Origin of the sequence: Thioclava sp. JE_KL1 (assembly GCF_009296265.1) — a bacterium.
GTDB lineage: Bacteria > Pseudomonadota > Alphaproteobacteria > Rhodobacterales > Rhodobacteraceae > Thioclava.
The window spans coordinates 238,452-260,429 of sequence record NZ_WBJS01000007.1 but is presented as its reverse complement, the minus strand read 5'-3'; the positions used below and the strand labels follow the sequence as shown (position 1 = coordinate 260,429).

Genomic DNA, 21,978 nt, shown 5'->3' with positions numbered 1-21,978 from the left:
CGTTAGGGCACGGTTTTCTATGGCCAGCCGCGCGCCTGTGCCCTATCTCTCTGGCGTAATCATCACAGGAGGGTTTCCATGTCCGCTCAAACGCCGAAACGCATCGCCGTCACCGGGGCTGCCGGTCAGATCTGCTACGCGCTGCTGTTCCGCATCGCCAAGGGGGATGTCTACGGTCCCGATCAGCCGGTGATCTTGCAGCTTCTGGACCTGCCGCAGGCGCTCGACGCGGTGCGTGGCGTGGTGATGGAGCTGGAAGACTGCGCCTTTCCGCTGCTCGCCGGCACCGTTGTGACCGACGATCCGGTGACCGCCTTCACCGATATCGATGCCGCGTTCTTCGTGGGCTCGCGTCCGCGCACCAAAGGCATGGAGCGCCGCGACCTGCTGTCGGCCAATGCCGAGATCTTCCGCGTGCAGGGTGAAGCGCTCGACAAGGCCGCCAAGCGCGACGCGAAATGTGTGGTCGTCGGCAACCCGGCCAACACCAACGCGATGATCCTCGCCGCCAACGCGCCGAACTTCCCGACCGAGAACATCACCGCGATGATCCGGCTCGACCATAACCGCGCGCTGACGCAATTCGCGTCGAAAGCCGATCTGCATGTCGACGACATCGAGCGCTTCGTGGTCTGGGGCAACCACTCGCCCACCATGTTCGCCGACTGGACCGAAGCCGAAGCGAAGGGCCGCAAGCTCTCCGAGATCATCGGCGACGAGACCTGGTATCGCGAGACGCTGATCCCGCAGGTCGCGACCCGTGGCGCTGCGATCATCGAAGCGCGTGGCGCCTCTTCGGCCGCCTCCGCTGCGAATGCCGCGATCGATCACATGTATGACTGGATCCACGGCACCGACGGCAAATGGGTGTCGATGGCCGTGCCGTCGACCGGCCTCTACGACATCCCCGAGGGGCTGATGGTGGGCCTGCCGGTGATCTGCAAGGACGGTCATTACGAGCGCGTCGAAGGTCTGGAATTCAACGATTTCCAGAAAGAGATGATGGCGCGCACCGTCGGCGAGCTTGAAGAAGAACGCGAAGCGGTTTCCGACCTGCTTTAAATCAGACCCGAATATAGAAAAGGGGCGGCACGAGTATTCGCGCCGCCCCTTTTTTAATTCTTCGCCTTGGCGGAAATATCCCACGGGGGTCTGGGGGTGTGAAACCCCCAGCTTGCCCTCAGTGCCCGAGAATCTGGCTGAGGAACTGCTGGGTCCGCTCGGATTTCGGGTTGTTGAAGAAGTCATGCGGGTTGTTCTGCTCGACGATCTGACCGTCGGCCATGAAGATCACCCGGTTCGCCACCGCCTGCGCGAAGCCCATCTCGTGGGTCACGCAGAGCATGGTCATCCCCTCTTCCGCCAGCTCGATCATCGTGTCGAGCACTTCCTTGATCATCTCCGGATCGAGCGCCGATGTCGGCTCGTCGAACAGCATGATCCGCGGCTTCATGCACAGCGAACGCGCGATCGCCACACGCTGCTGCTGACCGCCCGAGAGCTGGCCGGGATACTTGTCGGCCTGCTCGGGGATTTTCACCTTCTCGAGGTAATGCATCGCCGTCGCTTCGGCTTCCTTCTTGGGCGTCTTGCGCACCCAGATCGGAGCCAACGTCAGGTTCTCGAGAATGGTCAGATGCGGGAACAGGTTGAAGTGCTGGAACACCATGCCGACTTCGCGGCGGACCTTGTCGATGTTCTTCAGGTCGTTCGTCAGCTCGATCCCGTCGACGATGATCTTGCCCGCCTGGTGTTCCTCCAGACGGTTGATGCAGCGGATCAGCGTCGATTTCCCCGAGCCCGAAGGCCCGGCGATCACGATACGCTCGCCACGCTGCACGGTCAGATCGATGTCGCGCAGGACGTGGAACTGGCCATACCACTTGTTCATGTTCTCGATCTGGATCGCGACCTCGTCGGAGACCTGCATATGGCTGCGGTCGACCTGACGTTCGAATTGCGGTTCGGTCATTGTGTCTAGTCCCCGATTAATGGTTATCACGCTGCAGTCGACGCTCGAGAGACATCGAGTAGCGCGACATGGCGAAGTTCAGGATAAAGAAGATGGCGCCGACGAAGATGAAGGGCTCCCAGTAGATGCCTTTCCAGTTGAAGTCGGCGCGGATGAAGTCCGGGATGCCCTTGAGCGGGTCGAAGAGACCCACGAACACGACCAGCGTCGTATCCTTGAACATGCCGATGAAGGTGGAAACGATGCCCGGGATCGAGATCTTCAGCGCCTGCGGCAGGATGATCAGCCGCTGCGCCTTCCAGTAATCGAGCCCCAGCGCATCCGCCGCCTCGTATTGGCCCCGCGGAAGTGCTGCCAGACCGCCGCGGATCACCTCGGCGATATAGGCGGCTGCGAAGAAGGTCACGAGGATCATCACCCGCAGGATGATGTCGAAATTCGTGCCCGGCGGCAGGAAGTAGTTCAGCAGCAGCGAGGCCACGAACAGCAGCGTGATCAGAGGCACGCCGCGGATGAATTCGATGAAGACCACCGAGAAGCCTTTGACCAGCGGCATGTCCGATTGCCGCCCGAGCGCGAGCACGATCCCCAGCGGCAGCGACATCATGATGCCGCCCACGCCCAGCGTGATCGCCAGCAGGAAGCCCCCGAACTTGGCGGAGTCCACCGATTCCAGCCCCCACGGCAGGATCGCCTGCAACCCGTCGATGAGCGGGCCCACCACGAAGAGGAAGTAGAGGATCGCGACGAAAGCGCCGATCGAGAAGGCCATGATCGAGCCAAGCCGCGGTGACAGCACCAACAGGATCGCCGCGCCCAGCACGAAGCCTGCGAAGATCATGAGCGGCGTCCAGCCCGAGCCGCCCCAGAGCAGCCAGACGGCGAGGAACGGGTAGACCGGCGTGAACCACGCGAGCACGCGCGGCACCCAGGTGAAGAGAAGCGGGCCGACCGCCACGAAGAGCAGCAGGAAGGTCAGGATCGGGCGCCAGTACAGTTCCGGCGGGTAGAAGCCGAAGATGAACTGGTGCCAACGCTCGCGGATCACCGCCCAGCAGGCGCCGGTCGCGCCCTCGCCGTAACGGTCGGTGATGATCGTGCGGCATTCCTTGATCGAGTTGGCGTCCCAGACGCCATGCAGGAACCAAGGCAGGAAATGCATGACCAGTGTGTAGATCAAGGCCACGCCCAGAAGGGTCAGCAACGTGTTCAGCCAGCCCGAGAACAGGTTCTCGCGCAGCCATTGGACCGCACCGGACTGCCCTGCGGGGGCAGGCTGTTGCGGCAGCATCGTGTCGCGGACATAGGCGACGGAATGGGCTTGTGTATCGCTCATCTCACCGCTCCTTCAGCTTCACGCGATTGTTGTAGACGTTCATCACGCCCGAGATCGACAGCGAGATCGCGAGGTAGATCAGCATCATCAGCGTGATCGCCTCAAGCTCGCGCCCGGTCTGGTTCAGGGTGATGCCGCCCAACGTGCCGCGCAGTTCAAGATAGCCCACGGCGATCGCGAGCGAGGAGTTCTTCGTCAGGTTCAGATATTGCGAGATCAGCGGCGGGATGATGACCCGCAGCGCCTGCGGCAGGATCACGAGGCTCATCGTGCGATTGGCCCGCAGACCCAGCGCGAAGGCGGCCTCGGTCTGACCTTTCGAGATGGCGAGGATACCGGCGCGGACGATCTCGGCGATGAAGGCCGCCGTATAGAGCGACAGGCCGAGCCAGAGCGCCACGAAGGAGTTCGACACGTTCGTGCCGCCTGTGAAGTTGAAGCCCTTGATCTGGGGCTCTTCGGGATTGATCCCGAGCGCAATGGCGAGGATCACAACGGGCGCGATCAGCACGAGCGCGCTCTTCCACCACATTGTAGGTCGGACCCCGGTCGACTCCTGCACTTTAGCGGCGTGCGTCAGCATCCGCTTGTTCACCCAGATCGAGGCGATCAGCACGATCACCAGCGCAAGGAAGTTGAGCGAGATCGGTGCAAGCGCCGTGTCGAGCGAGCCGAGCGAGCGATCGAAATGTACCGAGGGGATCGCGGTGTAGCGATTGGTGAAAGCGACCGAGTCGAGCAGCATCGAAGCCTGCGCCTCGCCCGTCTGCTGGTTCACCTTATAGGCGTTGGGCGACGGGGCCACATCGGTCAGCAGCGCGATCGCCACCAGGATCCACAGCAGCACCGGAATGTTGCGGAAGACCTCGACATAGACGGTCATCAGCCGCGCCACGAGCCAGTTCTTCGACAGGCGCAGCACGCCCACGAAGATCCCGATGATCGTCGCGGCGACGCAGCCCAGGAAGGACACCCAGAGCGTGTTGATCAGACCGACAAGCAGCGCACGTCCGTGGCTCATGTCGTTGTTATACGGGATGATCGCATTGCCGATATCGTAACCGGCCCTCTGCCCGAGGAAGGAGAAATTGAAATCCTTCCCGAGGTCGTTGAGGTTCTGGATCACATTGTCCACCAGCCATGCCGCGCCGCCCATCACGAGGATGAAGACGATCGCCTGAATCGTCAGGGAGCGATAACGCGTGTCATAGATAAGCTGGCTGAGCCGGAAGCCCTGCTCCGGCGCGTCGGGCGCGCTTGTCATTCTTATTTCCCCTGTTGCCGCGTCGTTATTTTTGTCTGGCCATTCTTGCGGGCCTTAGTGGGGATGTCTCCCCTACGCACGGTCTCTTGAAAACGGAACAGGGGCGCGGATTAAACCGCGCCCCTGCCGGGCCCTTCTTAGCGGAAGGGAGGAGCGTACATCAGACCGCCTTGGGTCCACTGAGCGTTCAGGCCACGGGCCAGACCGATCGGGGTCTGCTCGCCGATGGTCGCGGCGAAGATTTCGCCGTAGTTGCCGTTGGCCTTGATGGCTTTGACGGCCCAATCTTTGTCGAGGCCGATCATCGCGCCGAGGTCACCCTCGGTGCCGAGCAGGCGGTTGACTTCCGGGTTGTCGGTGCCTTTGGCCAGCTCGTCGATATTGGCCGAGGTCACGCCGTATTCTTCAGCACCGATCAGCGCGAAGACGGTCCAGCGGACGATGTCGGTCCACTGATCGTCGCCCTGACGGACGGCCGGAGCCAGCGGCTCTTTCGAGATGATTTCCGGCAGGATCACGTAGTCGGAAGGGTTCGCGAAAGCGGCGCGGGTCGCGGCGAGGCCGGACGCGTCGGTGGTGTAGGCGTCACAAGCGCCGGCGAGGAACTGCTGTTCGCCTTCGGCGTTCGAATCAACCGTGATCGGCTGATAGGACATGTTGTTGGCCTTGAAGTAGTCGGCGAGGTTCAGCTCGGTCGTGGTACCGGTCTGGATACAGATCGACGCACCGTCGAGTTCTTTGGCCGAAGTCACGCCCGAATCCTTGCGGACCATGAAGCCCTGACCGTCGTAGTAGTTGGTCGCGGTGAACTGGAGCTTCAGGTCGGTGTCGCGCGAGAAGGTCCAGGTGGTGTTGCGTGCGAGCAGGTCCACTTCGCCCGAACCGAGCGCGGTGAAGCGCGTCTGGCCCGAGGTGGGGACGTATTTAACCTTCGAGGGGTCGCCCAGCACAGCGGCGGCGACGGCCTGGCAGACCGCGACGTCGAAGCCGGACCAGTTACCGTTGGCATCCGGCGCGGCGAAGCCCACGAGACCGGTGTTCACGCCGCAGATCAGCTCTCCGCGCGATTTCACGTCATCGAGCGTGGCCGCGCCAGCCAGACCGGCAGTCAGCGTCGCAGCCGTCAGCGCGCCGAAAAAGACGGATTTCTTCATTTTTACCTCTTCCTGTTGTCGCCGCTCTGACAGAGCGGTTCTTGGTCCCTCACGGACCTGGTCGATCGTGTCTCCATGACACGGAGTAACGAAAGTTTGGTCCATCCGATCAAAGAAGGTCAAGGCTAGTTTCCGGAATTCGTGAGGGCCCCTGCGTAAATCGTCAGCAAGTGATGATGCTTTTGGCAGGTCAATAAGCGGCGTGAGAATCCGCGGCGGTCACCTTTCGGTGAGCACCCAGATTCGAGCCGCGTCACACAGTGCCTCGCGCTTGTGTGCGGCGATCTCCGCCGCCTCTTCATCGTCGCCCCATTGTGCGATTTGCCAGTCCTCGTCGAGCCGCGAAATCTCCCATGCTTCCTCGGCCGAGAGCCTGCCGCGGGTGACCGCCAGCCCGAGGACGAGGGAGCCGGTGATGCCCACGAGATCATGCAGAGCTGCCAGCGCGAAGGGGTCGAGGTTTGCCACCTCCGCCTCCAGCCGCGCCAGATGGTCGGCAGGCTGATCCACCGGAAGAATTCCCGTCGTGACCTTCAGCTCCGCGCCATAGGTTTGCGCCGCCCATTCCAGCAGTGGGTCCCATTTCGCGCTTTGAAGCTCGACCAGCTTTGCCGGGGCGTCGGCGCGGTAGCACAGAAGATCGGTGCCGCCGAATTCGCAGACATGGGTGACGACCTCGGGATGCTGATGCGCCACCTTGTCGATCGCCGCATTGGCAGAGCGGGTGACCGGCATCGTATGGGGCTTGATCGCGCCGTCCTGCGCGTCCCATTCGGCGGCGATGGCTTCGGCATAGGCGCGGGTCGGCACGGTCAGCGCGGCTTTCGCCGGCGTCTTCACCGCACGCCCGTCCAGCGCCACGCCGAATCCTTCGGGGTGCTCGGTGACGGTGGTTTCCGTCCAGAACCGCTTGGCCGCCCATTCGCTCATGCGCTCATCTCCCACAGATCCAGAAGTGTCGTTTCCAGCCCGTCGAAATTATCGACCATCTGATGCGCCCCGGCCGCCTCCAGAGCAGCGGGGGCGTGGTAGCCCCAGCGCACGCCGATCGTCGCGACGCCCGCGCTGCGGCCCATTTCGATATCGAAGCTGGTATCGCCGATCATCACCGCGTCGCGTGCGTCCACGCTCGCCTCGCTCAACGCCGCGCCGATCATCGACGGGTGCGGCTTCGAGGGGTGATCGTCGGCGGTCTGTTGGCTGACGAACAGCCCTTCCAACCCGTGATACTCGATCAGTGCCCGCAGGCCCCGGCGAGACTTTCCGGTAGCGACCGCCAGAAGCATGTCGTCGCGCGCGGCGAGCTTGCGCAGCAGCGCCTCGGCCCCGGGATAGAGCGGCGCGGGCGAAGCCGCGCGGGCGGTCTTGTAGCTTTGTTTGTAGCCCTCGACGATGCGCGCCTGCATCTCGGCATCGTGCTCCGGCGCAAGCCGCGCCACCGCGAGCGGCAGCGACAGGCCGACGATCTGCAACACGGCGGAGGCCGACGGGGCTGGCAGACCCGCCGCCTCGAACCCGATCGTCATCGCATGGGTGATGTGGTTCTGGCTGTCCGAGATCGTGCCATCGACATCGAAGATCGCGAGCTTCATGCGAGATCCTCGAACGGGTCAGCTGGCACGTCTTTCTCGTGCCAATCCAGCAGGTCCCAGGTCCGCTTCATGTGCTCGGGCAGCGGCGCGGTCAGCGTGATACGCTTGCCGCTGATCGGATGGTCGAAGCTGATCTGGCGGGCATGCAGGTGCAGCTTTCGGGAAATCTCGCCGCCCAGCTGCGCGCCCCAGCCGTCGCCCATGTTCTCCTGGCTCGAGCCACCATATTTGCCGTCGCCGATGATCGGGTTGCCGATCTCGGCCATATGCGCGCGCAGCTGGTGGGTCCGCCCGGTGATCGGCACCAGCGCGACCCAGCTGACCCGCTGGCCGAGGATATGCAGCGTGAAGTAATCGGTGGTGGCACGCTTGGCGCCCTCGGTCTTGTCGACCTTGGCGGGATGGATGCAGATCATCTTCTCGCCCTCGCCACCACGCCCGTGACCCGGCGCTTTCACCAGACCGAAGCGGATCGTGCCGGTCTTCGGCTCGGGCGCGCCTGCGACGGCCGCCCAATAGATCTTGCGCGTGGTCTTTCCGCGGAACGCCTCGGACAGGCGGCGCGCGACCCGGTCGGTGCGCGCGAGCAGCAGAACGCCGGAGGTGTCCTTGTCGAGGCGATGGACCAGCTTCGGCTTGTCCTTGTAGCCGAATGTCAGCGCCTCGCTCAGCCCGTCGACATGGCGATTGCCCTGCCCCGAGCCGCCCTGCGAGGGCAGCCCCGGCGGTTTGTTGAGCGCGATGATATGCTCATCCTTCCACAGCACGCAGCTTTGGATGAATTTCGCATCCTCCTCCGAAATGCCCTCGGTCCTCGGCGCGGGCGCGGAATCGGGGATCGGCGGCACCCGGATTTCCTGCCCCGGCGCGACGCGCGAATTGGCCTTCACCCGGCCTTTATCCACGCGCAGATCGCCCTTGCGGCAGAACTTCTCGATCATGCCCTGGGACAGGTGCGGAAACCGCTTTTTCAGGAACCGGTCGAGGCGCTGTTCGCCCTCGTCCTCGGTGACGGTGATATGCTGGACGCCGCTCATAGCATGGCCCTCATCAATAGAACGCCAGCGACAAGGCCCAGAAGCCCCGCGCCGACCGACAGTCCGATATAGCTGACTGCCAATGTGACATCGCCTTTCTCGATCAAACGATAGGCTTCGAGCGAGAAAGAGGAGAATGTGGTGAAGCCCCCGAGAAAGCCGGTCGCGAGGAAGGCGTTCCAATGGGTCAGCTGCTTGTCACCGAGGAACACCACGAGCGCGCCCATCAGGAACGAGCCGAGGATGTTCACCGTGATGACGCCCAGCGGGAAAGGCTGCGCGCCGAAGCTGCGCATCATTCCGACGCCGACGAGGTAGCGCCCCGATGCACCCATCGCGCCGCCTAGCGCGACCTGCAAGATCGTAGAAAGCATCGCAGTCTCCTTTGGCGCCCTAAGAGCGTTCACAGGCCTGAATGTCAAGATTTGCGCTGTTCGCGCAGCTTGGCAAACCAGTCGACCCGCTTTTTCAACTCGCGCTCGAAGCCACGCTCGACGGGCTGATAGAGGACAGGGCGCTTCATCGTGTCGGGGAAGTAGTTCTGCCCCGAGAAGCCGTCCTCTGCGTCGTGGTCATAAGCGTAGCCCGCGCCGTAGCCCTGTTCCGACATCAGTTTGGTCGGGGCGTTGAGAATATGCTTGGGCGGCGGCTCCGATCCGGTCTTCTGCGCCTGCGCCCGCGCGCCTTTGTAGGCGACGTAGCCCGCGTTGGATTTCGGGGCGAGCGCGAGGTAGATCACCGTCTGCGCCAGAGCCAGCTCCCCCTCGGGCGAGCCGATGCGCTCGTAGATTTCCCACGCATGGAGCGCATGGGTCTGGGCCTGCGGGTCGGCCAGCCCGATATCCTCGACCGCCATGCGCACAAAGCGCCGCGCGAGATAGCGCGGGTCCTCGCCGCCCTCCAGCATCCGCGCGAACCAATAGAGCGCGGCGTCCGGGTCCGATCCGCGCACGGATTTATGGAGCGCCGAGATCAGGTTGTAATGCTCATCGCCCGACTTGTCGTATTTCGCCGCGCGGCGCATCAGCCGGGTCGACAGCGCGTCGGTGTCGAGCGTGCCGGTGACTTTCCACGCCGCGACCTGCTCGATCAGGTTGAGAAGCGCGCGGCCGTCGCCATCGGCCATTTCCAGCAGCGCCTCGCGCGCCTTGCCGGTCAGCGGCAGCGGACGATCGAGCGCCTTCTCGGCGCGCTGTGCGAGCCGTTCGAGATCGGCGAGGTCGAGGCGCTCCAGCACCATGACCTGCGCCCGGCTGAGCACAGCGGCGTTCAGCTCGAAGCTCGGGTTTTCGGTGGTGGCGCCCACCAGCATGATCGTGCCGTCTTCCATATGCGGCAGGAAGCTGTCCTGCTGCGCCTTGTTGAAGCGGTGGATCTCGTCGACGAAGAGGAGCGTTCCCCTGCCCTGCCCGCGCCGCAGTTTGGCGGCCTCGAAGACTTTGCGCAGTTCCGGCACGCCGGTGAAGATTGCGGAAATCTGGACGAAGGCGCGATCGGAGGCATCGGCCAGCAGTCGCGCGATGGTGGTCTTGCCGACACCCGGCGGCCCCCAGAGGATCAGAGAGCCGAGCGAGCCTGCAGCCAGCATCGCCCCCAAAGGCCCGTCAGGACCAAGCACCTGTTCCTGACCGATCACCTCACCCAGAGTTTTTGGGCGGATGCGATCAGCGAGCGGGCGCGGCGCTTCGGGCGCAGGCGCATTGGGATCGGGGGGCGTGTCGAATAGGTCGGCCATGATGGCGTGAACCTAGTGTCTCGGTCCGCCAACGAAAAGCCCCCGCGCGTGTGGGGCGCACGGGGGCTCTAATCTTTCCCATCCCTTTAATGAAGGTTTTGGGAGAAGTTCATCGATACGACCTGATTTTTGATCCCGTCGATCTCCATCACCGGTCCCATCGCAGTCATGTCCACGCCAACCCGACCCGCCCAACGCGGCCAATTCGCGTTCAGAAGGGTAAGGGCGGAGCTTGCGCCGAGTTCACGCGCCGAATTGCCGATTTCCTGCACGAGACGCGCATGAACCTTGCGGCGCATCGCCATCGGGACGTCATGGGACACGAACAGACGCGAGCTTTCCCAGACGGTCTCGCTGACCGGAGCTTCGTCATAGAGAAGATTGGACGGGATCGTCGCGAGCAGCCCCCGCTGCGCATCGCGGATCATGTAGCTGTAGATCCCGCAGGTCGTCGTCGTGGGCGTCAGACGGTTGCCTGCCAGCACCTTGCCCAGCTCGTCATGGACGACCACCCAGCGGCTCGCCGGGGTGTCATACTGGTCATATTCCATGCCCATCGCTTCTGGGAGATCCCATTTATTCTGGACAATGAAGAGCTCGCGCCTGGCGCGCAGCATGTTTGCGAAAAGCTCACCGTGATTATGAAAATTGGTGAACGAAAGCGTAGTGGTCTGCATGTCTTCCTCCTGCAGGTTAGTCACAGTACAGCCGTGCGGAGGGTCAACAACACTATAACAGGCGGAAATCCTTTGCGCGCTGAATAGCTTCGGCGGTCGTCCGAGCCATCAGTCTTGCGCGCGCAGAATTCAGCCGCGCCTTGAGCGCGCTTTCCGAAATTCCAAGTTTCGCGGCCGCCGCCGCGTGTCGGTCACCCCCAGCAACACAGCGCAGGGCTTCGATCTGAGCTCTCGTGAGTTCCTCAGGCGGTTGAGTCATGTCGTGCAATTCGCGCACGATAAGCTCAAAGGTCTCGATCTCGGGTAGGTCGAATTCCCGATCATCGCGCGCCATGCTTGCGATAGTACGGGACCGGATCGGGCCGCATGAGACTGTCGCCCCGTAGATCAGACCATAGTGTTTGGCCTCATCGAAGAGACGGAAAGGATCGGGTAACCGCGGGTCGCTCCACCGGATTGAGCCGGTCTCGCTAAACCCCCAAGCAGTCATAGGGTCACGGAGCACATAGCCGTTTGCGGTATAATGATCGAGCCAGGCTTTGTCGTAAGTCTGGAACGTCATCAAAGGCGCCGTAAAACGAATATGCAGTCCAACAAAATAACCGCTTGGAGCTAAACGATCCAAGTCACGAAGTTTCAAATCGATTCTGCTCTGTATCGACATATCTTTTTAGACAGTTTGGAATTAACCCGGTCAACTTAAAAGTGTTCGCGCCGTGCGGAGTTCGCTCCGACAGTGACATTACGTCCCTACCCGCCCACGCGCTTACACTCGCGAATGCGCATCATCTGCGCAATAACCTTTTGCGTGAGAAATGCGGGAAAATGCAGGCGGAAATAAGAAAATCCCGCCTAATAGGCGGGATTTCGCAATTCTCATTGATTTCGCAGGGAAATCGGTCGCGAGGATCAATCCTCGGCAGCCTCTTCGGCTTCGACGCGTGCCTTATCTGCCGCACCTTTTGCGTCCAGATCGCGCTCGACGAATTCGATGATCGCCATCGGAGCCATGTCGCCGTAACGGAAACCGGCTTTCATAATGCGAACGTAGCCGCCCTGACGGTCCTTGTAGCGCGGGCCGAGGATGTCGAAGAGTTTCGCGACATACTGGTCCTGCTTGAGCTGCGAGGCCGCCTGACGGCGTGCGTGCAGATCACCGCGCTTGGCGAGCGTGATCAGCTTCTCGATGACCGGGCGCAGTTCTTTCGCCTTCGGCAGGGTCGTCTTGATCTGCTCGTGCTCGATCAGCGAGCCAGCCATGTTGGCGAAGAGCGCCTTGCGGTGCTCATGGGTACGGTTGAGGCGGCGGTAGCCACGTGCGTGACGCATTGTCTATCTCCAATCTTGCGTTTTGCTTTGTCAGGCCAGCGATGCGTGTCACCGGCTCACCTTGGGGTCTTGTGACCCAGATCGTCCCCGGCAGTCCGGGCATTGGAGGGGCGTTTAGCCAACGCCCCTCAATTCGTCAATCAGAACTGGTCTTCGAAACGCTTGGCCAGATCTTCGATGTTCTCCGGCGGCCAATCTTCGACTTCCATGCCGAGATGCAGGCCCATGCCCGAGAGCACTTCCTTGATCTCGTTCAGCGACTTGCGGCCGAAGTTCGGGGTGCGGAGCATCTCGGCTTCGGTCTTCTGGATCAGGTCGCCGATGTAGACGATGTTGTCATTCTTCAGGCAGTTCGCCGAACGCACGGACAGTTCCAGCTCGTCCACTTTCTTCAGCAGAAGCGGGTTGAACTCGAGACCGTCGTCCTGGTCCTGCTTGCCGGCCGATTCCGGCTCTTCGAAGTTCACGAAGATCGACAGCTGGTCCTGCAGGATGCGAGCAGCGAAAGCCACCGCGTCCTCGGCCGAGAGCGAACCGTCGGTCTCGACCTTCATGGTCAGCTTGTCATAGTCCAGAACCTGACCTTCACGGGTCGGCTGCACTTCGTAGGCGACTTTCTTGACCGGCGAGTAGATCGCGTCGACCGGGATCAGGCCAATCGGCGCATCCTCGGGACGGTTCTTGTCGGCGGCGACGTAGCCCTTGCCGGTATTCACGGTCAATTCCATGAACAGGTCGGCACCATCGTCGAGGTGGCAAATCACGTGATCCTTGTTCAGGACCTCGATGCCCGCGGTCTCGGTGATGTCGCCAGCGGTCACGACGCCCGGGCCCTTGGCCGAGATCGAGAGGCGCTTCGGACCTTCAACGTCCATACGCAGAGCCACGCCCTTGAGGTTCAGGACGATGTCGGTGACGTCTTCACGAACGCCTGCGACCGAGGAAAACTCGTGCAGCACGTTGTCGATCTGGACGCTGGTGATCGCGGCGCCCTGAAGCGACGAGAGCAGCACGCGGCGCAGTGCGTTGCCGAGCGTCAGGCCAAAGCCACGCTCGAGCGGTTCAGCGACGATCGTCGCCTGACGCAGCGGGTCGTTGCCGGGCTTGATTTCAAGCTGCGTCGGCTTGATGAGTTCAGCCCAATTCTTGTGGATCATGCGTTTGCCTCCATACCTGTCCCAGACCCATGCCCAAAGTCGGGGACGCCCGAGGATAAAACCGAAAAATGCGGGCGGGCCGCACGGGAAATCCGCACGGCCCGACCGTCGTAATCTTGATTAGACGCGGCGACGCTTCGGCGGGCGGCAGCCGTTATGGGCGATCGGGGTCACGTCACGGATCGAGGTGACGGTCAGACCGACCGCAGCCAGCGCGCGCAGCGCCGATTCACGACCCGAACCGGGGCCCTGAACTTCGACGTCCACGGTGCGCAGACCGTGATCCTGAGCCTTCTTGGCCGCATCTTCTGCAGCCATCTGAGCGGCGTAGGGGGTCGACTTACGCGAGCCCTTGAAGCCCATCGTGCCAGCCGACGACCACGAGATCGCGTTGCCCTGCACGTCAGAGATCAGGATTTTGGTGTTGTTGAACGAGGAGTTCACATGAACGACGCCAGCGGCGATGTTCTTGCGTTCCTTGCGCTTAGCGCGAACCTTATCACGAGCCATTTGTCCTGCCTCCCCTTACTTCTTCTTGCCAGCGATGGGTTTCGCCGGACCTTTGCGCGTACGCGCATTCGTATGGGTGCGCTGACCGCGCACGGGCAGGTTGCGACGGTGACGCAGGCCACGGTAGCAGCCGAGATCCATCAGGCGCTTGACGTTCATCTGAACTTCACGGCGCAGGTCGCCCTCGACGGTGTAGTTGGCGTCGATGTGTTCGCGGATGGCGAGCACTTCGGAATCCGAAAGCTCGTTGACGCGGCGGGTCACGTCGACACCGGTAGCTTCGCAGATCTGCTTAGCCGAGTGAGGACCGATCCCGGTGATGTAGGTAAGTGCGATCGGGACGCGTTTCCCGGTCGGAATGTTGACGCCAGCAATACGTGCCAAAGCGTGTATCCTTTCGTTGCGAGCCCGTAACCCCAGGCCCTTTTTTCACAACACGAGGCCCGAAACTGGCGCTTCGGACCCCACGATTAACTCCCTCGAGAATCTTCCCTTCTCGGAAACGATTCCCGTCGGAGACGCCGTGACCTAGAGGTAAACGCCCTCCGGGTCAAGGCTTCATTTACGATTACTCTTGCTGATCGAGAATTCGTGCGATCGAGGTCGCCACGGTCTCGATTTCAGCCAGCCCGTCGATCGTGAACAGATCGCCAGCGTGGTAGTAGTAGCCGATCAGCGGAGAGGTCTTCTTGTAATACTCCATCAACCGGGTGCGCAGGCTGTCTTCGTTGTCGTCCGCGCGGCGCTTCACGTCGGTGCTGCCGCACTTTTCGCATTTGCCGTCTGCGGGCCAAGGCTTGGTCTGGTCGTGATAGACTTCGCCGCAGCCGCCACAGGTCGAGCGACCGGTGATGCGGGCGACGAGCGCCTCGTCATCCACCTGCATCTCGATCACCGCGTCGAGCTTGGTGCCCATCTTGGCGAGCAGCTTGCCCAGAGCGTCGGCCTGCCCCAGCGTGCGCGGGAAGCCGTCGAAGATGAAGCCCTCGCCACCGGCGGCGAGCTTTTCCTCGATCAGACCGATGACGATCTCGTCGGTCACGAGCTGGCCCTTGGCCATGACATCGGCGACGAGATTGCCCATCTCGGTGCCCGAGTCCTTCGCTTCACGCAGCATGTCGCCGGTGGAGAGTTGGACCATGCCGCGCTCTTCGACGAGACGGCGGGCCTGGGTGCCCTTGCCCGCGCCGGGCGGGCCGAGAAGAATGATATTTGCCATGTCGGCTCCCCCTGAAAACGCTTGGCGGATTTAGCGGCGCGCGGGCGGCTTGCGCGGCCCCTTCTTCTTCTTGCCCGAACGGCCGCGAAGTTGCGAGCGCTCGATCAGACCCTCGTATTGGTGGGCCAGAAGATGCGACTGAATTTGGTTGATGGTGTCCATCGACACGGTGACCACGATCAGGACCGAGGTGCCGCCGAAGTAGAACGGGATGGACAGCTGCGAACGCAGGATCTCGGGCAGAAGACAGACTGCGGCGAGATAGGCGGAACCGATCACGAGAATGCGGCTGACGACGTAGTCGAGATATTCCTCGGTCTTCTTGCCGGGACGGATGCCGGGCACGAAGCCGCCTTGGCTCTTCAGGTTATCCGCGACCTCGTCCGATTTGAACGACACGTTCGCGGTGTAGAAGTAGGCGAAGAACACGATCATCGCGACGTAGAACAGCAGATACAGCGGCTGACCCGGCCCGAAATAGGCGAGGATCGTCGACATCACCGGACCGGTGTTCTGGCCCGAGAAGGTCGCGATGGTGGTCGGCAGCAGCAGCAGCGACGAGGCGAAGATCGCCGGGATGACGCCCGCCGGGTTCACCTTGATCGGCAGGTGGCTGGAGCCGCCGTCATAGACCTTCATCCCCACCTGACGGCGCGGATACTGGATATGGATCTTGCGCAGCGCGCGTTCCATGAAGACGACGAAGGTGATCACGATCGCGATCATCAGGATCACCCCGAGGATCACCGGAGTGGAGATCGCACCGGCGCGGCCCTGCTCCAGGAAGCGGGCCAGAGCCGCCGGGATTTCCGCGACGATACCGACGAAGATGATCAGCGAGATGCCGTTGCCGATGCCGCGTGCGGTGATCTGCTCACCCAGCCACATCAGGAACATGGTGCCGCCGACGAGCGTGATGACCACGGCAGCGACGAAGAACAGGCCCGGATCATGCGCCAGATCGCCCTTTTCGAGCGAGACGGCCAGACCCCATGCCTGGAAGGTCGCCAGAGCCACGGTCGCATAGCGCGTGATCTGGTTAATCTTCTTGCGGCCCTGCTCGCCTTCCTTCTTCATCTGCTCGAGTGCGGGCACCAGAGCGGTCAGAAGCTGGATGATGATCGAGGCCGAGATGTAGGGCATGATGCCGAGCGCGAAGACGCCCATCCGGCCGAGCGCACCGCCCGTGAACATCGACAACACGCCGCCGAGGCCAGAGCCCGCGCTTTGCATGAATTCGCGCAGTGCCTGCGCGTCGATGCCCGGAACCGGAATATAGGTCCCGAGGCGGTAGATGATCAGCAAACCAATGGTGAAGAAGATGCGCTGGCGCAGCTCGGTGGCTTTGCCCAGGGCGTCCCAGCTGAGGTTCGCCGCCATTTGCTCTGCAGCAGATGCCATATGCTCGTCTCTTTCATGTAAAGCGCCGCCCAACCGGTTCCCGGTCGGCGGCGCCTAGAAAACCTTCGCCTATGTAATCGGGCCGAGGCCCGCTCACAACAGCTTATTCAGCGGCCTGCGCCACCGTGACCGAGCCGCCAGCCTTCTCGACAGCCTCAACGGCCGATTTCGAAGCGCCGGTGACGTTCAGGGTCACTTTCGACTTGATGTCGCCCTTGGCGAGAACACGCACGCCATCGAGCTTGCGGCGCACGACACCGGCCGCGACCAGCGCGTCTTCGGTGATGTCCGACTTCGCGTCGAGCTTGCCGGCTTCGATGAATTTTTCGATCTGGCCGAGGTTCACAACGTTGAACTTCTTCGCGTTCGGCTTGGTGAAGCCACGCTTCGGCAGACGACGATAGAGCGGCATCTGGCCGCCTTCGTAACCGTTCAGGGCCACACCCGAACGCGACTTCTGACCTTTGATACCACGGCCAGCCATCTTGCCTTTGCCCGAGCCGGGACCGCGGGCGACGCGTTTTTTCTTCTGGGCCGCGCCTTCGTTGTCGCGCAGTTCATTGAGTTTCATATCGCTTCTCCTTGCCGGAACACCTTCCCGAAGCGAGTGCGGAAGGGACACGGCTTTTCGTGTTGATTCTGATGCGGCCGTCGGGCCACCGGGGGCGTATAGTGCGTTTGCCCCGCGCACGCAACTCCCGCGTTTTCGCGCAATCGGGGCGGTGTCGCGGCTAGCGCGCGCCCTGCCCCACCGGGCCGGTCGCCCGAAGGTCACGCACCTTAGGCGTGGTATGGCGCCTCCGCTCTCTCGCCGCCCCATCACGATGCCGCGATGAGCCAGCCGGTGGTCTATATAGACGCCAAAGCGCCGGCCAGCGAGCCCGAGCAGACGAAGCTGACCACACGACCGGGGCCGTTCTCTTATCCCGCGCGGCGCTTGACCTTCCCGCCCCCCGCTCGCTACTGCAGATGCAGCATTTGCGAGGGACATTCATGACGCGCATCCTGATCACCGGCACCGCAGGTTTCATCGGCTACCATCTGGCAAAGCTGCTGCTCGACGAGGGCTATCGGGTGCATGGCTATGACGGTATGACCGACTACTATGATGTCGCCCTGAAACAGCGTCGCCATGCGATGCTGCTGCAGAACCCGAATTTCTCCGCGACCGAGGGAATGCTCGAAGATCTCGAAACCTTCGACGCGATGGCGGATGAGTTCAAACCCGAGATCATCGTCCATCTCGCAGCGCAGGCCGGCGTGCGCTACAGCCTCGAGCAGCCCCGCGCCTATATCGACGCGAATATCGTGGGCACCTTCAACGTGATGGAGGCCGCGCGCCGCCACGAGGTGCAGCACCTGCTGATGGCCTCGACCTCCTCGGTCTACGGCGCGAACGAGGACATGCCCTATGCCGAGACCGACAAGGCAGACACGCAGCTGACGATCTACGCGGCGACGAAGAAAGCGACCGAGTCGATGGGCCATTCCTATGCCCATCTGTGGAACCTGCCGACGACGATGTTTCGCTTCTTCACGGTCTACGGGCCATGGGGCCGTCCCGATATGGCGCTGTTCAAGTTCACCGACGCGATCCTGAACGACCGCCCGATCGACATCTATAACCATGGCGAGATGTATCGCGACTTCACCTATGTCGAAGATCTCGTGCGTGGCATCCGCCTGCTGATCGACGCGATCCCCGAGCGCCCGGCGTCGCGCGACGAGATCGCCGAGGGCGACAGCCTCTCGCCCGTGGCCCCCTACCGGATCGTCAATATCGGCAATTCCGACAAGGTGAAGCTTCTGGATTTCGTCGATGCGCTGGAGGCCGAGCTGGGTCGCCCCGCAAAACGCAATTACATGGAGATGCAGAAAGGCGACGTGCCCGCGACCTGGGCAGATGCCTCGCTTCTGCAATCCCTCACCGGCTATCGCCCGCAGACCGATGTGCGCGAGGGGATCGCGAAATTCGTGGCGTGGTTCCGCGACTATTACGGGAAATAACCCCTCCTCCCCTTGCCGCAGCGCAGCAATCGCCTAAGTCACGGGGCTGATACCCGGCGCTACACCTATTTTCGGAGACGACCCATGACGCTCGAACCCCGCCACGCGCGGGCCGTGATCCTGTCGCTGGCCCTCGGCACTTTCGGTATCGGCGTGATCGAGTTCGCGTCCATGGGGCTGCTGCCCTATTACGCGGCCGATTTCGGGATCTCCGAGGCGCGGGCGGGTCATGCGATCTCGGCCTATGCGCTTGGCGTTGTGATCGGCGCGCCGCTTCTGGCGGTGATCGGTGCGAAGATCCCGCGCAAGCAGTTCCTGATCGGGTTGATGGGCTTCTATGCGGTGGCGAACCTGCTGGCCGGGTTCGCGCCGAACATGGATAGCTTCATGGCGGCGCGCTTCGCGTCGGGCCTGCCGCATGGCGCCTATTTCGGGATGGCGATGCTGTTCGCCGCCGATCTGATGCCCGTAGGCAAACGGGCGCAGGGCATTGCGATGGTCATCACCGGGCTGACGATCGCGAATATCGTGGGCGTGCCGCTGGCAGGCGCGATCGGGCAGAATTTCGGCTGGCGCTGGGGCTTTGCCATCGTCGCAGTGATCTGCGCGGCCTCCGCATTGATGATCGCGCGCGTCGCGCCCGCGACGCCGCGCGACCCGAATGCCAGCCCGATGCGCGAGCTGGGCGCATTGGCCAATCGCTCGGTCTGGCTGACGCTGCTCGTGGGCTCAATCGGCTTCGGCGGCATCTTCGCGGTCTACTCCTACCTGTCGGCGGCGATGATCGACACGCAGGCTGGCCCCGCCTGGACGATCCCCGTGGCGCTTTCCGCCTTCGGCGTGGGCGGCACGCTGGGCAACTGGATTTCGGGCAAGCTGTCGGACTGGTCGCGCTTCGGCGCAGGCGTGATCCTGCTTTGCGGAATGATCGTGATGTCGATCCTCTACACCTTCACGATCGGCAATTGGGTCGCGATGTCGGTGGCGATGATCGCACTCGGCTCGACCGCCGGGATGGTGATCCCGATGCAGATGCGGCTGATGGAGGTCGCGGGCGAGGCGCAGACCCTCGCCGCTGCGCTGAACCACGCAGCCTTCAACCTCGCCAATGCGATCGGGCCGTTCCTCGCGGGCATCGCGCTGGCGGAAGGCTACGGCTGGACCGCCACCGGCTATGTCGGCGCGGGACTGGCGGCGGCGGGGCTCGTCTTCCTTGCCATCGCATGGCTCGATAGCCGTCGCCCCGCCGCCATTCCCGCTTAGGCCTTCTCGATGCGGACCGGGACGCCCTTGGAGCCGGGCGTCTTCGACAGCTCGTCATTGAGCCCCACCGGCACCAGCACGTTGCATTCCGGGTAATAGCCCCCGACCGTGCCGCGCGGCAGCTCGAAGGTGATGACGCTCAGCCCGGTCTTGCGGCGCGCGACGCCGTCATCCATGTCACCATGGACCACGACCGGATCGCCGTGCTCGAGCCCAAGATCGGCCATGTCGATCTTGTTCATCAACAGCACGTCGCGGGTCCCTTCGATACCGCGGAACCGGTCCGAATAGCCGTAGATCGTGGTGTTGAACTGGTCGTTCGAGCGCATGGTGATCATCCGGAAACGCCCCGGCTTGTCCTCGAAGCCAAGCGCGTTGAGCTTCGACGGCGTGGTGAATTCCAGCTTCCCGCTTTCGGTCTTCCAGATGCGATCATGCGCCGGGTTGCCGCGCCAGAAGCCGCCCGGCTCGTTCATCCGCGCGTTGAAGCCGCGGAAGTCGTCCGGGTAAGTCGCCTCGATCAGATCGCGGACGACGGAATAATCCTTCACCCATTCGTCCCATTGCAGTTTCGGGTTCGGATCGCAGGCGGCTTTCGCAATGCCGCAGGTGATCGCCAGTTCGGATTTCAGCTTGTCCGAGGCCGGCGCACTTTTGCCAAGTGAGCCGTGGATCTTCGAGAAGCTGTCCTCGACCGAGACATATTGATTGCCGCTCTCCTGCTCGTCCTTCTCGGACCGGCTGAGACATGGCAGGATATAGGCCACCTCGCCCGGATAGAGATGCGAGCGGTTGAGCTTGGTCGAGATCATCACCGTCAGCTTCTGTTTCGGCCAGGCCTCTTCGATCCGCTCGCTATCGGGCAGCGCGCGCACGAGGTTGCCGCCAAGCGAGAACATGGCCGAGACCTTGCCTTCCATCATCGCCTGCGCCGCATCGACGATGTGATAGCCGTCTTCCTGCGGCGGCTCGAAGCCGTAAAGCTCGCGCAAGCGATCCATCGGGATCAGCTTGGCCTTCTCGGCGATGCCGACGGTTCGCTGGCCCTGCACGTTCGAGTGCCCGCGCACCGGACAGCAGCCCGCGCCCTTGCGCCCGATATTACCGCGCAGCGCGAGGAAGTTGACCAGCATGCCGATATTGGTCGCGCCATGCGCGTGCTGGGTCAGCCCCATCCCGTAGACGCCGATGACCTTCTCGGCGTGGATATAGATGTCGGCCGCCTGCCGTAGCTCGGCCTCGGACAGCCCGCATTCCTCGGTGATCTTTTCCCAAGCCGTGGTGCGGCAGAAGGTCAGGAACCAGTCATAATTGACCGCGTGTTCCTTCAGGAAGTCCCAGTCGATGATCGCCGAGCGGCCCTGTGCCTGCGCTTTTTCGTCCTCTTCGATGACCGCCTTGCACAGGCCGGTCAGCGCCGCAATGTCCGAGCCCGCTTTGAGCTGGTGATACTGATCGGAGATGATCGTCTCACGCCCCGTCGCCATGTCACGGATGTTCTGCGGATCGACGAAGCTGACGAGCCCCTGCTCTTTCACCGGGTTGAAGGTGACGATCTTCGCGCCGCGATCCTTCGCCGCCTTCAGCGGATGCAGGAAGCGCGGCGAGTTGGTGCCGGGGTTCTGTCCGAAGAAGAAGTAGCAATCCGTTTCTTCCAGGTCTTCCCAAAGTACCGTGCCCACCGACGACCCGATCACCTTCTTCAGGCCGACCGAGGTCGTCTCGTGACACATGTTCGAGCTTTGCGGCAGGTTGTTGTTGCCATAGGCGCGCGCCATCAGCGCCCAGAGGTAGCTGGCCTCCAGCCCGGCATGGCCCGAGGAGTAGAACACGACCTCTTTCTTCGGCAGGTCCTTAAGGATCGACCCGATCTCGGAGAAGGCCTCGTCCCAGCTCACCTCGACATAGCGATCGGTGGCGCGGTCGTAGCGCATCGGCGCGGTCAGACGGCCGGTCTTTTCCAGCTCGTGATCGGACCAGTCCTTGAGCTCTGCGACCGTGTGGTCGTCCCAGAATTCTGGCGTGTGGCGCGACTTGGTCATCTCCCACAGCGTCGCCTTCGCCCCGTTCTCGCAGAATTCGAACGGGTGGTAATTGGCGGGTTTAGGGAAGGCGCAGGACGAGCACATGAGACCGCCCGGTTTGTTCTGACGCTCCAGCTCGCGCAGAACGTCCGGCGACGGCCAAGAGTCGCCGAAGACCCGGGCGATGCCCCGCATCGAGCCCCAACCACCGGAGGGGCCGCTTTCTTCGGGTAGTTTATCAAGCTTGTCAGACATGGCGCGTAGCTCCTCCGGGGTCGATCCGCGCACATGAAATTGCGCG

Annotated in this window: 22 protein-coding genes; 3 read left to right on the top strand and 19 right to left on the bottom strand. The window is 62.6% G+C overall.

Translation table 11 applies throughout. From position 1 onward, the window contains the following. Nucleotides 1-78 precede the first annotated feature (78 nt). Nucleotides 79-1,062, top strand: coding sequence for a malate dehydrogenase (locus F8R15_RS15320; protein WP_078540190.1), 984 nt, complete (start codon nucleotides 79-81; stop codon nucleotides 1,060-1,062). Nucleotides 1,063-1,180: 118 nt separating this feature from the next. Here F8R15_RS15320 and F8R15_RS15315 read toward each other — a convergent pair whose 3' ends face one another. From F8R15_RS15315 to rplO, 18 genes are all read right to left on the bottom strand, one after another. Then, complete coding sequence (locus F8R15_RS15315; protein WP_083077692.1) at nucleotides 1,181-1,972, bottom strand: amino acid ABC transporter ATP-binding protein; 792 nt, start codon at nucleotides 1,970-1,972, stop codon at nucleotides 1,181-1,183. A 16-nt stretch (nucleotides 1,973-1,988) separates the two neighbouring features. Then, on the bottom strand, nucleotides 1,989-3,308 hold the full coding sequence (locus tag F8R15_RS15310; protein ID WP_152845158.1) for an amino acid ABC transporter permease: 1,320 nt from the start codon (nucleotides 3,306-3,308) through the stop codon (nucleotides 1,989-1,991). 1 nt (nucleotide 3,309) lies between these two features. Further along, complete coding sequence (locus F8R15_RS15305; RefSeq protein WP_083077694.1) at nucleotides 3,310-4,572, bottom strand: amino acid ABC transporter permease; 1,263 nt, start codon at nucleotides 4,570-4,572, stop codon at nucleotides 3,310-3,312. A gap of 137 nt (nucleotides 4,573-4,709) precedes the next feature. Further along, nucleotides 4,710-5,726 carry an amino acid ABC transporter substrate-binding protein gene (locus tag F8R15_RS15300; RefSeq protein WP_078521773.1) on the bottom strand — a complete coding sequence of 339 codons (1,017 nt, stop codon included), beginning with the start codon at nucleotides 5,724-5,726 and terminating at the stop codon, nucleotides 4,710-4,712. 219 nt (nucleotides 5,727-5,945) lie between these two features. Then, nucleotides 5,946-6,656: an ATP12 family chaperone protein gene (locus F8R15_RS15295; protein WP_152845157.1), complete on the bottom strand. Its 711-nt coding sequence runs from the start codon at nucleotides 6,654-6,656 to the stop codon at nucleotides 5,946-5,948. Continuing rightward, nucleotides 6,653-7,318 carry an HAD-IA family hydrolase gene (locus tag F8R15_RS15290; RefSeq protein ID WP_152845156.1) on the bottom strand — a complete coding sequence of 222 codons (666 nt, stop codon included), beginning with the start codon at nucleotides 7,316-7,318 and terminating at the stop codon, nucleotides 6,653-6,655. The genes F8R15_RS15295 and F8R15_RS15290 overlap by 4 nt, the downstream gene beginning before the upstream one ends. Then, nucleotides 7,315-8,355: an RluA family pseudouridine synthase gene (locus tag F8R15_RS15285; protein WP_152845155.1), complete on the bottom strand. Its 1,041-nt coding sequence runs from the start codon at nucleotides 8,353-8,355 to the stop codon at nucleotides 7,315-7,317. The genes F8R15_RS15290 and F8R15_RS15285 overlap by 4 nt, the downstream gene beginning before the upstream one ends. Then, nucleotides 8,352-8,729, bottom strand: coding sequence for a fluoride efflux transporter CrcB (gene crcB / locus F8R15_RS15280; protein WP_078521781.1), 378 nt, complete (start codon nucleotides 8,727-8,729; stop codon nucleotides 8,352-8,354). Before crcB ends, F8R15_RS15285 begins: the two co-directional genes overlap by 4 nt. Before the next feature lie 44 nt (nucleotides 8,730-8,773). Continuing rightward, complete coding sequence (locus tag F8R15_RS15275; RefSeq protein WP_078571386.1) at nucleotides 8,774-10,090, bottom strand: replication-associated recombination protein A; 1,317 nt, start codon at nucleotides 10,088-10,090, stop codon at nucleotides 8,774-8,776. 86 nt (nucleotides 10,091-10,176) lie between these two features. Next, complete coding sequence (locus F8R15_RS15270; protein WP_078540198.1) at nucleotides 10,177-10,767, bottom strand: acyl-homoserine-lactone synthase; 591 nt, start codon at nucleotides 10,765-10,767, stop codon at nucleotides 10,177-10,179. 52 nt (nucleotides 10,768-10,819) lie between these two features. After that, nucleotides 10,820-11,431 (bottom strand): autoinducer binding domain-containing protein, encoded by a 612-nt coding sequence (locus F8R15_RS15265; RefSeq protein WP_078521787.1) that lies wholly within the window; start codon nucleotides 11,429-11,431, stop codon nucleotides 10,820-10,822. A 245-nt stretch (nucleotides 11,432-11,676) separates the two neighbouring features. Next, the gene (rplQ, locus tag F8R15_RS15260) at nucleotides 11,677-12,096 is read right to left on the bottom strand and encodes a 50S ribosomal protein L17 (RefSeq protein ID WP_078521789.1); all 420 of its coding nucleotides are present in this window, start codon (nucleotides 12,094-12,096) and stop codon (nucleotides 11,677-11,679) included. Nucleotides 12,097-12,236: 140 nt separating this feature from the next. Next, the gene (locus tag F8R15_RS15255; RefSeq protein WP_075775948.1) at nucleotides 12,237-13,253 is read right to left on the bottom strand and encodes a DNA-directed RNA polymerase subunit alpha; all 1,017 of its coding nucleotides are present in this window, start codon (nucleotides 13,251-13,253) and stop codon (nucleotides 12,237-12,239) included. A gap of 120 nt (nucleotides 13,254-13,373) precedes the next feature. Next, nucleotides 13,374-13,763, bottom strand: a complete 390-nt coding sequence (gene rpsK / locus F8R15_RS15250) for a 30S ribosomal protein S11 (RefSeq protein ID WP_078521791.1) — start codon at nucleotides 13,761-13,763, stop codon at nucleotides 13,374-13,376. 15 nt (nucleotides 13,764-13,778) lie between these two features. Further along, a complete protein-coding gene (gene rpsM, locus F8R15_RS15245) occupies nucleotides 13,779-14,147 on the bottom strand; it encodes a 30S ribosomal protein S13 (protein ID WP_078521793.1) in 369 nt (122 codons plus the stop codon). A gap of 184 nt (nucleotides 14,148-14,331) precedes the next feature. Further along, complete coding sequence (locus F8R15_RS15240) at nucleotides 14,332-14,982, bottom strand: adenylate kinase (RefSeq protein ID WP_078521795.1); 651 nt, start codon at nucleotides 14,980-14,982, stop codon at nucleotides 14,332-14,334. 30 nt (nucleotides 14,983-15,012) lie between these two features. Continuing rightward, entirely contained in the window at nucleotides 15,013-16,383 is a 1,371-nt protein-coding gene (secY, locus tag F8R15_RS15235; protein ID WP_078540199.1) for a preprotein translocase subunit SecY, read from the bottom strand. Between the two features lie 103 nt (nucleotides 16,384-16,486). Further along, a complete protein-coding gene (gene rplO, locus F8R15_RS15230) occupies nucleotides 16,487-16,954 on the bottom strand; it encodes a 50S ribosomal protein L15 (RefSeq protein WP_078540200.1) in 468 nt (155 codons plus the stop codon). A gap of 422 nt (nucleotides 16,955-17,376) precedes the next feature. Here rplO and F8R15_RS15225 point away from each other — a divergent pair, with 422 nt between their 5' ends. Both F8R15_RS15225 and F8R15_RS15220 read left to right on the top strand, forming a co-directional pair. Then, nucleotides 17,377-18,390 carry an SDR family NAD(P)-dependent oxidoreductase gene (locus F8R15_RS15225; RefSeq protein WP_152845154.1) on the top strand — a complete coding sequence of 338 codons (1,014 nt, stop codon included), beginning with the start codon at nucleotides 17,377-17,379 and terminating at the stop codon, nucleotides 18,388-18,390. Nucleotides 18,391-18,474: 84 nt separating this feature from the next. Further along, nucleotides 18,475-19,653 carry an MFS transporter gene (locus tag F8R15_RS15220; RefSeq protein WP_152845153.1) on the top strand — a complete coding sequence of 393 codons (1,179 nt, stop codon included), beginning with the start codon at nucleotides 18,475-18,477 and terminating at the stop codon, nucleotides 19,651-19,653. Here F8R15_RS15220 and F8R15_RS15215 read toward each other — a convergent pair. Beyond that, the gene (locus F8R15_RS15215; protein WP_152845152.1) at nucleotides 19,650-21,932 is read right to left on the bottom strand and encodes an FdhF/YdeP family oxidoreductase; all 2,283 of its coding nucleotides are present in this window, start codon (nucleotides 21,930-21,932) and stop codon (nucleotides 19,650-19,652) included. The two genes, F8R15_RS15220 and F8R15_RS15215, sit on opposite strands and share 4 nt — an antisense overlap. Nucleotides 21,933-21,978 lie beyond the last annotated feature (46 nt).

Bases quoted from the DNA above. Each gene is read 5' to 3' on its own strand.
- rpsK (WP_078521791.1), bottom strand. From the start codon at position 13,763: ATGGCTCGTGATAAGGTTCGCGCTAAGCGCAAGGAACGCAAGAACATC.
- F8R15_RS15310 (WP_152845158.1), bottom strand. From the start codon at position 3,308: ATGAGCGATACACAAGCCCATTCCGTCGCCTATGTCCGCGACACGATG.
- F8R15_RS15290 (WP_152845156.1), bottom strand. From the start codon at position 7,318: ATGAAGCTCGCGATCTTCGATGTCGATGGCACGATCTCGGACAGCCAG.
- F8R15_RS15285 (WP_152845155.1), bottom strand. From the start codon at position 8,355: ATGAGCGGCGTCCAGCATATCACCGTCACCGAGGACGAGGGCGAACAG.
- F8R15_RS15275 (WP_078571386.1), bottom strand. From the start codon at position 10,090: ATGGCCGACCTATTCGACACGCCCCCCGATCCCAATGCGCCTGCGCCC.
- rplQ (WP_078521789.1), bottom strand. From the start codon at position 12,096: ATGCGTCACGCACGTGGCTACCGCCGCCTCAACCGTACCCATGAGCAC.
- F8R15_RS15220 (WP_152845153.1), top strand. From the start codon at position 18,475: ATGACGCTCGAACCCCGCCACGCGCGGGCCGTGATCCTGTCGCTGGCC.
- F8R15_RS15255 (WP_075775948.1), bottom strand. From the start codon at position 13,253: ATGATCCACAAGAATTGGGCTGAACTCATCAAGCCGACGCAGCTTGAA.
- secY (WP_078540199.1), bottom strand. From the start codon at position 16,383: ATGGCATCTGCTGCAGAGCAAATGGCGGCGAACCTCAGCTGGGACGCC.
- F8R15_RS15225 (WP_152845154.1), top strand. From the start codon at position 17,377: ATGACGCGCATCCTGATCACCGGCACCGCAGGTTTCATCGGCTACCAT.
- F8R15_RS15240 (WP_078521795.1), bottom strand. From the start codon at position 14,982: ATGGCAAATATCATTCTTCTCGGCCCGCCCGGCGCGGGCAAGGGCACC.
- F8R15_RS15295 (WP_152845157.1), bottom strand. From the start codon at position 6,656: ATGAGCGAATGGGCGGCCAAGCGGTTCTGGACGGAAACCACCGTCACC.
- F8R15_RS15300 (WP_078521773.1), bottom strand. From the start codon at position 5,726: ATGAAGAAATCCGTCTTTTTCGGCGCGCTGACGGCTGCGACGCTGACT.
- F8R15_RS15320 (WP_078540190.1), top strand. From the start codon at position 79: ATGTCCGCTCAAACGCCGAAACGCATCGCCGTCACCGGGGCTGCCGGT.
- crcB (WP_078521781.1), bottom strand. From the start codon at position 8,729: ATGCTTTCTACGATCTTGCAGGTCGCGCTAGGCGGCGCGATGGGTGCA.
- F8R15_RS15315 (WP_083077692.1), bottom strand. From the start codon at position 1,972: ATGACCGAACCGCAATTCGAACGTCAGGTCGACCGCAGCCATATGCAG.
- F8R15_RS15305 (WP_083077694.1), bottom strand. From the start codon at position 4,572: ATGACAAGCGCGCCCGACGCGCCGGAGCAGGGCTTCCGGCTCAGCCAG.
- F8R15_RS15265 (WP_078521787.1), bottom strand. From the start codon at position 11,431: ATGTCGATACAGAGCAGAATCGATTTGAAACTTCGTGACTTGGATCGT.
- F8R15_RS15215 (WP_152845152.1), bottom strand. From the start codon at position 21,932: ATGTCTGACAAGCTTGATAAACTACCCGAAGAAAGCGGCCCCTCCGGT.
- F8R15_RS15270 (WP_078540198.1), bottom strand. From the start codon at position 10,767: ATGCAGACCACTACGCTTTCGTTCACCAATTTTCATAATCACGGTGAG.
- rplO (WP_078540200.1), bottom strand. From the start codon at position 16,954: ATGAAACTCAATGAACTGCGCGACAACGAAGGCGCGGCCCAGAAGAAA.